The following is an 11,328-nucleotide window of genomic DNA, read 5'->3' as shown; positions in this document are numbered from 1 at the left end:
ACCTTATCGTGCCGCCACTACCCTACGCCATCAGACCATGTACAACATGCCGGCGCTGGGCATGTCATATGATTGACATAGCGTCAACACATGGCGGAGGCATGCGCATTGAGCCACCGTCATGTTGGTGACACCAGTTAACATAATGTCAACCCGCATCAGAGAAGAACGATCCAAGGGAGAGGGCCATGGCAACGAACACCGAAGAACGCCGTTCCCAACGCGGCGACAGCAAGCGTCAAGCCATCGTCAGCGCCGCACGCGGCATCTGCCTGGAGAAGGGATTCTCCAAAATCACCGTCTCCGACATCGCCGGCCGCGTGGGAATGACCCGCTCGCTGTTCTACCACTACTTCGAAGACAAGGACGCCGTGGCCGACGCGGTGCTCGACGATGTGATCGACGAGATTCTGGAACGCCTCGACCAGTGGAACCTCAACCGTGAGCCCGGCAATGTGAGCAAGGCCCTTGACGATATGATCCGTCTGCTGCGCGCGCTGATCGCCGATGAAAGCCCGTTCTCCCGCCGCATGGTGGCGGACGGCAACGCCGAGCTGTACATCAAATTCATCGACCGTGCGGCGGACCGCATCGCGGATTACATCGGAGACACCACCGTGCGTGATTTCGAGGCCAAGCACGGACTGCCAATCGACCATGTGCATGAGACTTTCTTCACGCTGACCGTCGGTCTGATCTCGCTGATCCGCTCACATCCCGACATCGGCGACGACACCTTGCGCGCCGTGATCGCGCAGACCTTGCACATCGAGTCGTATATCCAGTAGCGCGCCACGCCTTCGCGGCCCATATCCCCATAGCCAGCCCATCCGTCAAGCGGAGGCGCTGTAAGACGGGGATACTCAGGCGAAGCGGCCGCTCATCGGATCGCGCCCGTCACGCAGGATCATATCCAGCACATCGGCGTTGCTCTGCGATTCCTCGCTCGCTTTCACGGCGGGAGGCACCAGCACGCGCAGCGCGCGATCGCGCACCTCAACCCGGACGGGCAGACGGCCGACATACTCGCCATCAGCCATCAGTACCGGAGGTTCGTCGCCTTCGCCAGCACGTGTGATTTCCACATCGCGCACCCGCTCCCATCCGAACACCTTCGACGACAGCAGCTTTCCGTTGTAGGCGTTGGAAATGGCGACCACGCATTCCTTGAAATTGGGAACATGGTCCATCCACACCAGGTCGAGCATGCCGTCCGAGAACCGCGAATACGGCGAAACCTCGATGCCGCCGCCGATATGTCGTGAATTGGCGACCGTCAGCAAAGGCGTGACGATATCCCGCTCATCCACCGAACCGTCGGCCAGCGTGGCCTTGATGTGGTATCCGTATTGCTTCATACGCGTGAGTTCCACCAGCACCGCGACGAAATACCGTACGGAGCCGTTGGGCAGGCGTGAATGATTCGCGCGGTCGTTGATGCTCGCATCCAGTCCGCAAGACAGCATGCCCGCGTAGAAACGGTCCACAAGTCCATCAGCCGTGCCAGCCTCGTCCACCATGCCAGGTTCGCCCGTGGTGCCGGATTCACCCGCAGTGCCAGATTCGTCCGCCATGCCAAGTGCGGTGCCGGACTCGCCTGCCATGCCGAGCACATGCCCCATATCCACGTCGATGGCGCATCCGCGCACGATTGCGCCGACGATGCCTTCGACTGCGGTTTCGATACGGTTGACCGGCAGTTTGAGTCCTCGTGCGAAATCGTTGCCCGATCCCATGGCCACAATGCCCAACGGTTTGCCGCTGTCGCCGACGGCATTGGCGCCCAAGGCGATCATGCCGTCGCCGCCGACCACCACCAGCGAATCGTATTCGTCGGCGCGTTCGCGTGCGTTGGCCAGCGAAGCGTCAAAACTGTCGCCAGTCAGTTCGATGCAGCTGAACCCATGTTCGGCTCCGGCTTGGGTCAGCAGTTCGAGCACCTGCTCGGTCGCTTTCGCGCCGCGCCCTTTGGCGGAGGTGGGGTTGCCCACCAGACCGACGACATGACTTCGATTCCGTACTTCGCTCATACCGCAACGATAGCCAATATCAGGCCTATTGCGCCAGAGGCACAACGGCGTCGTTCACGATTCCCCGCATTCCACCGGCCCGGCACGGGACTCGCGCTCCACTTGGGGAGCCAACGGCACCATGGTGGAAACGGCGACGCCGAGTTCCACATCATCGCCGTCCACAGCGCACCGAACGATGCTGCCACCGTTGGAAGCGGCCACCTCGACGGCGAGCGCGCACGGATCATCCGTTCCGCCCCGATGCCATGCGACCGCCGCCTGTATGGCGGCCAGATCCGCTATGGAACGTGCATGCGTTTGGCAGACCAGCAGATTGCCTGCGGCGGCCGCCACCGTCAACATCAGCGCGGCCACCATAATGAGCATGACGCCGGCCATGGTGCCGGAGCCGCCGTCGCAGCCAAGCATGCCCGCGAAATCCCGAAGGAATCGCCTCTTGTCCACGAATCGCCGTGTCGTATTCAACGTGTTCACGGCAGGACTCCCGTCGCCTCTCCGGTGACGCGCACCGGCAGCAGGTTCATCGGCCCGGGCAATACCGGGCAACTGACGGCGACCTCCACATACCGCTCACGCCGCACGATGGAGATCGAGCTGTCAGCACCAGCCACTTGGGCGGCAGCCTGTTCCGCCTGCGCCTCGCTTCCGCCGACCACCATCTCGCGGGCGGCAACCGCTGCGGCATCCCGACAGTCCATCGAAGTGACGACCGCTTGGGTCAGCGAAAGCAGCAGCGCCGCCATCACCACCACGCACGGCAGCACCACCGCGAATTCAGCGGTGGCAGCGCCACAATCGGGCGGCAACCGCGCCTTGCGCAGCCGTCGTCGTATCGTCGCACCCATCGTCATCACCCAACATTCAACGCTTTTTTGACGATGCCGGTAAGCAGCGTCTTAATCGCGTCGGATTTGAGGATGGTGACCAGCAACGCCGCGAAGCCCGTGGCGGCGACCAGCACCACAGCGTATTCGGCGGTGGCCGCGCCTTCCTCCGGCTCCGCGGTCAGCGTCCGCAACCGAGCGTCCATCAGGCACAGCCGCTCGCGCGCCTGCATGTTCAGGGCGAGCATCCGTTCCCTGGCTCGTATGTAAAAACCCGCGTGCCCATCGACATTGATGGGAATGGTCGTGTTCATGGCGTTCCTTTCTCCATGCCGGCCGACGCGATGGCCTCGGCGGCTTCCAATAGTGCGCTGCGACTTGATAGGAGCAGCGATTTCCACTGTGCGCCATAACGGTCCGCTCTCGCATCCTGTGCGGGGGTATGTGGTTCCAGCCTCACTGTTATCCACCATTCGGCGTGTTATCCACCACTTTTGAGGCGTGCGACTACCGAAATTCCGTAAACGGCACGTCATATGGCGAAGGAGATGATGGACGGCACAATGCCCACGAATACGAACGCCGGCAGAAAACACAGTCCCGAGGGCATCAGCAGCCGTACCGACAAGCGTGAGGCGGCCTGCTCGATGGCCGAACGCTCATCGGCGTCCAATCTCTCGACGGCGGCTTCCAAACGCACCGAAGGCATGTCGCCATGCGCCCATGAAGGCTCCAAAGCCTCGCAGATCAGCGCGAACGCCTCCCCTGCCGATTCGCTCGCGCGCTGCACCACCCACGCGTCACGCCACGACGAGCCCCGCAGCAATGCGGATCCCGCTTGAGCCATACCGCGTCCGATCTCGCCGCCGCTCACCTGACCGACCACGGCGAGCGCGTGCGGAATCGAAGCGCCTTGCTTGAGCGCCACGTCCAGCATCGAGACGATCAACGTCAGCCACGGCACCGCCTCACCCTCGGCGGGCGTTCCCTCCGTGCCGCGGTTGCGTATTGCGATATTCTCCGTCATGCCGCGCAGCAACGCCCGGTTCCACAGCAATCCGACAGCGTAGCAGCATCCGCCCAATGCCAGGCAGGTGAAGCCTCGGCTGTCTGAGAACAGGAACGACAACGGCCGTAGTCCCATCAGTTCCCCCAACAGCACCGTTCCCACCGGCAGCACGCTCAGCAGTCCGGAGGTGGCTTGGGGCACGGCGAAGGCCTGTTGTTTGCGGGCTTCGGCCAATCGCACACGGCGATATGCTTCGGAAACCGCTTGCAGACATCGGGCCGTCGCGCATCCAAGTTCCTCGCTGAGCCTGCAGGCTGCGGCAATGCCTATGGCGACGTTTCTCGCCATCTGTCGGCTTTCCTCAGGCGAGCGCCACTGCTGCGCGACCGCAGACAATCGAGCGGCCGTCACGCGCGTGCCGTCGATTCCGAACGCCTGCGCCGGAGTGCCGCCGGAACGCACATGGGCGATGGCCTGAGCCAGCATCCCCGTCAATCCTTGCGAGCCGAGCCGCGTCTCGCCTTCCTGCCGTATCTCCATGCCAGATTGCTTTCCGTCTCGCATCAGGTTGGTGCGATCATCGACGAACGGCATCCCCATGCCCGTCCGGTTCCCTCCGTCATGCCGGAGCCGTCTCCCTGCACCGGTTCGGGCGCGCCCGGAGGATGCGCCCGTCTCATGCCGCCGCATCGCTTCCAACCGTCGCCTCGCCTGCTCCCCTCGCGCAGGCCAGAGCAGCATCGCCGCCATCACGGCCAGCGCGGCGACCACCATCATGTCCACATCTCGCAAAATCGCCGCCAGCCGGCGCATTCCACGGGCTCGGCGGTTCCGTTCCACGCAACCAACGGCATACCAACCAATCCCAATCCTTCAGTGATGCGCAGCACGCCGATCTGCGCGATGCGTCGCCGTCCGGCCGCGCGTTCCAGATGCAGCACCGCATCGAACGCGTCCCCGGCCAGCATCGCCATCGCACGCGGTTCCACACCGGCCAACAGTCCGAGCGTGACCAACCGAGACGGAACCCTCCCCACCGAATCGGCATGGAGGGTGGTCATGCCACCGCGGTGGCCGGAGTTGAACGAGCGCAGCAGATCCACGATCTCCTCGCCGCGGGCCTCGCCCAACACCACACGGTCGGGGCGCATGCGCAGCGTGGCCTTCACCAATTGAGGCAGTCCGATGGCGCCCGCGCCCTCCACATTGGCTTCGCGGGCGACCAATGACACGTGGTCACCCCGCCCTAACATGCCCAGTTCCCGCACCTCCTCCACGGTGACGATGCGCTCGTGCTCCGCGCACCGCGCCAGCAGGGCCTTCAACAATGTGGTTTTACCCACGCCGGTGCCGCCGGTGATCATCAATGTGGCCCGATTGCGCACCAGGCCGGCCAGCACCTGCCGCCATGCGCGGGGGAACAGTCCGTCCTGTTCCAGCCATTCCAGACTCGGCATCGCCTTGCGTGGGAACCGGATGGTGATGGCCGCCCCTTGCGGCACCAGAGGCGCGATCACCGCATGCACGCGCACGCCCTCCACGCTGGAGGCGTCCGCGATGGGGCAGGCGTCGTCCAACCGTCTGCCCAGCTGCGCGCATAATCGCACGGCGTATTCACGCACCACCGGCGGCGAACGGAACGGCACACGCGGCAGATATTCGCGCATGCCGCCGCCGGCGTCCACCCATACGCGGCCATCGCAGGTAACCGCCGCATCGGTGACGCGCGCGTCATCGGCCAGGTCCTGCAATGGGCCGAGATCAAGCAAAGTCATCGACGCATCACCCCGCCTCTCGTATCATCCTCGTATGCGGTATGCGCGCGCCGGGGCCTGCAGACGCTGTGGGAGCCGGCGTCATCGGCATCGCGCCCGAACGCCAGCAGGTCCTCGATTCTGTCGGCCAGCAGATTCAGCGTGCCGCGTGCGTTGCGTGGAATTTTGCGGACGCCCAGGCCGTCAAGCATCTCGCCGCAGAGTTTGGGCGTATGGGTGATGCCTCCGACAAACGAATGAGACAGATAATCCTCCGCCTCGTCCAATCCCACGGCTTTACCGGATTTCGGCAATCCTCGCGGGGAGACGCCGACCAGTTCCGGCCGAGGGCAGTCCCATGCCACCAATCGCGCGAGATGGGCTTTCGCCCGGGCCAGTCCCAGCACGGATAATTCCACCGCCATCACCTGCGCCGCCGCGGCGAGTTCCGGTACGTCCGCGAGCAGGCTTCCCTGCCCCACGTCGACGATGACGAGATGGTTCACGTCGGCGAGCGCCCGTATGGCCGCCTGCACCTCCCACCATTCGGGTTGTTTGGCCTCCCAGGGATTGCATGCGAGGACTCGCACGCCTTCCCATCGGGGAAGCTCGTGGTTCAACGCGTCGGATTCCAACCGTCCCAATGGTGCGTCGATCTGGTTGAAGCGAAGGCCCGGCTCGCCTTCAATGCCGAGCAGCACGTCGAGTCCTCCGGTGGCGAGGTCGGCGTCGACCAATGCGCAATCGAGGTCCCGTTCCTGCAAGGTCCAGGCGAGCATGGCCGCCATCGTACTCAATCCGATGCCGGCATGCGCGGCCGACAGCGTGACCACATTATCCAAGGCGACCACGGTGCCGCCTGCGGGGACCAGTATTCCCGCATCACCATCCAGCATGCTTCCGCCATACGAGGATTTGGGTGGCCCGATCGCGCGTTCGGCGCCTCGCGCGGGCTGCCGCTCGCATGAGGCGAGTTGACGTGGCGGCGTGTAGTAACGCTGCCGGGTTGTTGGAATGCAAGGTTGTGTGTTCATGGCCCGATTGAACCGTGCGCGATCGTACGCAGGCAAGCCGAACCGACCCTTGTGGTTCCAGCCTTGCGGTTATCCACAAGTCGGCGTGTTATCCACCGCTTTTCGCACGCTGCACTACATCTTTTGAGCGCAATCCGATGACGAAGGCGCGCATAACATGCATAACAGGCTTTGGGCCCTACACTTGGAAGAGGCCGTGACCGGCATCCCGCGATGTCGCGCACGCAATGGCGCACGAGGACCTGCCGTTCACGGAACCGCACTTATGTCAAGCAGAAGGGACACGCACCGGTGAGCAAATATCGCATGGGAAGGCGTTTGGGCGCATTGCTCGCCTGCATCGCGTTGACCGGATCACTGACGCCGATGGCTTTGGCCAATCCCACCAATGGGAACGACGACGATCCGATCTCACCGTATCTTGAGACCGAAGGCACCACCACCGCATTCATCGAAACCGATGCGCCCACCGGACTCGAGCAATACGACCGCATGCAGGCGCGAGGGCGCTCCCAAGAGGCCGCAACCGCCGCCGCCAATGAGACCGCCGAACAATCCGAGGAACTCTCCGGCACAGTGCTCGACCGTCTCAAGGAGCTCGATCCCGACGCGCAGGTGATCTACACCGCCAGCTATACGCTTTCGGGCTTCGCCGTCCACGCCGACGTCCAAGCGCTGGCCGAGCTCGCCGAGGAAAACGATCAGATCGTCTCCGTCGTTCCCGTCGCCACGTATGTGCCGTTGACCACGGACACCGACACCGTCACCGCCATGGAGGGCAACGCCACACCCGCCAACGTCAACAGCGACACCCTTATCGGAGCGATCGACACATGGACGCAAACCCATAACACCGGCGAAGACGTGAACATCGCCATCATCGACACCGGTTTCGACTACACGCATGCCGACTTCGGCGGCAGCGGCAGCATCGACGATTATCAGACCGCTTTGTCCAGCACCTCCGATCCGTTGGAGGACGAGACCTTGCGCGCCATGCTGGACGATACCAAATATCTCGGCGGCTACGACTTCGCCGGCACCGACTATGCGGGCGAGATCACGGAGCTGCCCACACCCGACGCGAATCCCATCGAGGGAGGTCTCTCGGGCCACGGCACCCATGTGGCCGGCACCGCCGCAGGTTACGGCGTCACCGCCGATGGGGAAACCTTTAAGGGCGATTACTCCACGCTCAACGAAGCCGACGTGCACGCCATGAGCATCGCACCGGGCTCCGCACCGGAGGCGGGCATCTACGCGCTGAAGATTTTCGGAGACACCGCGACAAGCAGTCAACTCGTCACCCCGGCGTTGGACTGGGTGGGCAAGCAGATCGCCAACGGCGAGCGCATCGACATCGTATCCATGTCGCTCGGCACGTCGGCCACCGCTCCGGATACCGCGGACGCAAGAGCCGTGGATGCGCTCACCGAGCAAGGTGTGCTGTCGGTGATCGCAGCCGGCAACGACGGTGATATCGTCGACGTCTCCGGTGACCCGGCCTCGGCCACCAGCGCGCTCACCGTGGCGGCGAGCCAGTCGGGAGGCGCGCTGATGGACGGTGCTCTCGTGAACGCTCCGGACGACCTTGCCGGAGAACTTCTCGCCGGAGCATACTCGTTGGATTTGGAACAGGACTTCGAAGCCACCGGCGACGTCGTCGCGATTTCGCAAGACAATGTCGGAGGCTGCTCCGCGTATTCCGACGAGGACAAGCAGGCCGTGGCGGGCAATATCGCCTGGACGAGTTGGGACGATGCCAGCGTGCCGTGTGCCACGGCGACCGTCGCCAACAACGCGGCCGAGGCCGGCGCCATAGCCGTGATGGTCTCGTCACGCGAAGATCTTCCAACCGTCGGCATCGGCGGTAACGACATCATCCCCATGTTCGAGGTGAACGCCTCCAGCCTTGAAATGATTCAGTCGGCGCTGGATGAGGGCACGCTTAACGTGACGTTGTCGTCGGATTTGAAAATGAGCGTTCTGGCGGATTATTCCGATTCGCTCTCCGATATCATCGCCAGTTTCACCAGCCGCGGCATCCACGGTTCCGTGGACGGCATCGTCAAACCCGACGTGTCCGCGCCCGGCGTGGGCGTCATCTCCGCCTCCTCCGCAACGGGCAGCGAAGCCGCGGTGATGAGCGGCACGTCCATGGCCACTCCGCTGGTCTCCGGCGTCGCGGCGTTGGTCATCCAAGCGCACCGAGACGAGGAGGGCTGGACTCCGGAGCGGGTGAAGGCCACGATTATGAACACCGCGGATCATGACGTCACCACTGCGGACCGCTCCACCGCACACGGTCCGCTGCGTGTGGGCACCGGCCGCATCGACGCACTGCGCGCGGTAGCGAGCGAGGCGACGGTGTTCGCTGCAGACAACGAGGCTGCGGTGACGGGAAGTTTCGGCGTGGTGCAGGTCACGCAAGACGGCTACCAGCAAGCCATGCAGTTCACCGTCTCGAACACCGCGGACACCCCAGTCACCTACGACATGGAGTATCTACCGCGTGTGGAGACGCCCGGCGTGAGCTATACGCTCAGCGCCAGTAGCGTCACGGTTCCGGCGAACGGCACCGCCACGTTCGAGGTCACGCTCACCGCCGTGCAATCCGAGATGCGGCACACCATCGATCCGACGCAGGAGACGGTCGATTCGCTTACCGGATTCAGCAGCAACTACGTCACCGACGCCAGCGGCATCGTCCGTCTGGTTCCGCAAACAACTGTTGACACGTCCGAAGAGGATGTGTTCTTCCCGCTTCGTGTGGCCGTGGTGTCGGTGCCGCGTCCGGTGTCGGAAACCAGCACGAATATCTCGGTGGATTCCGCGACCGCAGGCACGCTGTCCGTCACCGGTCATGGTCTGAACCAAGGCGAGGGCGGCGAGGCGTACGCTTCGCAGATCATTCCCATGCGGCTGGTGGCCGAGGATCCGCAGGGTGATCATTACACGAATGAGATTTCCGCGGATACGCTTGCTTCCGGCGATATTCGCGCGGTGGGTGTTGCGTCCACCGCTTCGCAGTTGGAGGATCCCTCGCAGGGGTATCTCATTGTGGGTGTGGTGACGAATCGGGCGTGGAGTCGGCTTGGTTCGACTATGTCGCCGATGATTCTTCTTGATTTGGACAGCGATGGTGAGCCGGAGATTCTCGTCCAAATCACCTACGGTCAGCAGGTGGATGACACGTTCGTATATTCGACATGTTCCATGGTCACAGTGTCTCGCCTTACCGATGACGGCGCTGAAATCATCGACGTCCAGCCTCTACCGGATGGCATGGCGCTTGATTCCAATATCGTGTCCATTCCCATCAGCCTGAGCGCTTTGGGATACACCGCCGACAGCGAGGACGCGACGATGACCATGTCGCTGTATACGTCTGCGAATATGGCTATGCGTGCCGAAACGGTCGAGGGCGAGGCATTGCTCATCGATTCCGTCGATTCAATCGACAGCGTGCGATTCGATGCCTTCAACACCGGCGTATGGTTCGGCGACGGTGGCCAGACCGGCAACGGAACATGGCAGTGGGCCGACAATGACGGCACCCAGGTCCCAGTGCATATCACCGACGCTCAAATCGACACTCAGATCAACGCTTCCGGCGATGCCTCCGAAGAAACCCCTGTTGATGAGGACAGCAGCCAATCCGATGAGACGGAATTGCTGATTCTGCATACAAACGGCGAGATGCCCCTCAGTTTGGATGACGAACCAATCCTCGACATCCATACCGTCGTCACTTCGGATCCTGATCCCACGCCGACCCCCGATCCCGATCCGAGTCCCGATCCCGATCCGAGTCCCGATCCCGATCCCGAACCTGAGCCCACTCCCGACCCCGACCCCGAACCGGAGCCGGAGCCCAGTCCCGATCCCAACCCCAGTCCAAGCACACCGTCCGGCGGACAGCCTTCCGCGGATGGCGGCAGCCAATCCAAACCGCTGTCGGTCTCTGGCGTCGCGATTGGCGCGGTGGTGATCGTGGCCGTGCTGTTGGTGGGCGCAGGCGTTGTGATTCTGGTGATTCGCAAGCACACCCCATCGTCTCGCTAGTCCAACCGCCAGTTCACCGAAATAGAAAAGCCCTCCGCGCGGAACCTCACCTGTTAATCAGGGGTTCCGTACGGAGGGCTTTCTGTGTTGTATGTCTGTTTTATGCTTTGCGTAGTCTTACGGCACAGTCGTTACAGCACTGCCGTTATGACATCGTTCATCGCCGCCTGGGCTTATATCCTTTCTTGCGGCTATGCGGCTTAAGTTGCTGATTGAATGGCACATGAGCGTATGAGGCGCGAGGATCGCGATGCGTCAGATGCCAGGTTCCGCAGTATTCGCACCGGTACACCCACAGTTCCGCTCCACGTTCCACAAAGCTCTGGTCGGCCGCTCGCAGCGCCTGCGCCTTGTCGTGGTACATGATTTTGTTGGTCTCACCGCAACGTTTGGGTGTGAAGTAATGCATAACGATTACATATCGTAATAGATGGGATTGGGTTTTTGTGTTTGGTGTTCTGATATGGGAAAGGCCTCCGGGGAGCGTCGCTCGACCTGGAGGCCTTTCTTCTCGTGTAATGCGGCGGCGTGCTACTCTCCCACACCCTGTCGGGTGCAGTACCATCGCCGTGCTGGGCCTTAGCTTCCGGGTTCGGAATGGGACCGGGC

General features: G+C 62.8%; 10 protein-coding genes and 1 rRNA gene. 2 read left to right on the top strand and 9 right to left on the bottom strand.

Features of this window, described 5'->3' with window-relative positions; genetic code table 11:
- Positions 1-188: 188 nt before the first annotated feature.
- Positions 189-788 carry a TetR/AcrR family transcriptional regulator gene (locus AC1AV0_RS09890; RefSeq protein ID WP_476573561.1) on the top strand — a complete coding sequence of 200 codons (600 nt, stop codon included), beginning with the start codon at positions 189-191 and terminating at the stop codon, positions 786-788.
- A 75-nt stretch (positions 789-863) separates the two neighbouring features.
- Here the strand turns inward: AC1AV0_RS09890 and AC1AV0_RS09885 are convergent, their stop codons facing one another.
- The 7 genes from AC1AV0_RS09885 to AC1AV0_RS09855 form a co-directional block, all read right to left on the bottom strand.
- Positions 864-2,030 (bottom strand): diacylglycerol/lipid kinase family protein, encoded by a 1,167-nt coding sequence (locus AC1AV0_RS09885; protein WP_476573559.1) that lies wholly within the window; start codon positions 2,028-2,030, stop codon positions 864-866.
- Between the two features lie 54 nt (positions 2,031-2,084).
- Positions 2,085-2,507 (bottom strand): Rv3654c family TadE-like protein, encoded by a 423-nt coding sequence (locus tag AC1AV0_RS09880; RefSeq protein WP_476573557.1) that lies wholly within the window; start codon positions 2,505-2,507, stop codon positions 2,085-2,087.
- A complete protein-coding gene (locus tag AC1AV0_RS09875; RefSeq protein ID WP_476573555.1) occupies positions 2,504-2,884 on the bottom strand; it encodes a TadE/TadG family type IV pilus assembly protein in 381 nt (126 codons plus the stop codon). The genes AC1AV0_RS09880 and AC1AV0_RS09875 overlap by 4 nt, the downstream gene beginning before the upstream one ends.
- Positions 2,884-3,171, bottom strand: coding sequence for a DUF4244 domain-containing protein (locus AC1AV0_RS09870; RefSeq protein WP_476573553.1), 288 nt, complete (start codon positions 3,169-3,171; stop codon positions 2,884-2,886). Before AC1AV0_RS09870 ends, AC1AV0_RS09875 begins: the two co-directional genes overlap by 1 nt.
- A 218-nt stretch (positions 3,172-3,389) precedes the next feature.
- Positions 3,390-4,406, bottom strand: coding sequence for a type II secretion system F family protein (locus AC1AV0_RS09865; RefSeq protein ID WP_476573551.1), 1,017 nt, complete (start codon positions 4,404-4,406; stop codon positions 3,390-3,392).
- A 233-nt stretch (positions 4,407-4,639) separates the two neighbouring features.
- Positions 4,640-5,641, bottom strand: coding sequence for a CpaF family protein (locus AC1AV0_RS09860; RefSeq protein WP_476573549.1), 1,002 nt, complete (start codon positions 5,639-5,641; stop codon positions 4,640-4,642).
- Positions 5,638-6,516, bottom strand: a complete 879-nt coding sequence (locus AC1AV0_RS09855) for a CpaE-like family protein (protein ID WP_476573547.1) — start codon at positions 6,514-6,516, stop codon at positions 5,638-5,640. Before AC1AV0_RS09855 ends, AC1AV0_RS09860 begins: the two co-directional genes overlap by 4 nt.
- Positions 6,517-6,945: 429 nt before the next feature.
- On the opposite strand from AC1AV0_RS09855, the gene AC1AV0_RS09850 reads away from it, so the two are divergent.
- Complete coding sequence (locus tag AC1AV0_RS09850; protein ID WP_476573545.1) at positions 6,946-10,719, top strand: S8 family peptidase; 3,774 nt, start codon at positions 6,946-6,948, stop codon at positions 10,717-10,719.
- Positions 10,720-10,876: 157 nt separating this feature from the next.
- On the opposite strand, the gene AC1AV0_RS09845 is transcribed toward AC1AV0_RS09850, so the two are convergent.
- On the bottom strand, positions 10,877-11,128 hold the full coding sequence (locus AC1AV0_RS09845; RefSeq protein ID WP_476573543.1) for a hypothetical protein: 252 nt from the start codon (positions 11,126-11,128) through the stop codon (positions 10,877-10,879).
- A 109-nt stretch (positions 11,129-11,237) separates the two neighbouring features.
- A 5S ribosomal RNA gene (gene rrf / locus AC1AV0_RS09840) occupies positions 11,238-11,328 on the bottom strand; the annotation flags it as partial.

It is taken from the genome of Bifidobacterium sp. LH_558 (assembly GCF_056356295.1).
The sequence above is the reverse complement of the archived record's forward strand: the minus strand, read 5'-3'. Positions and strand labels throughout refer to the sequence as shown.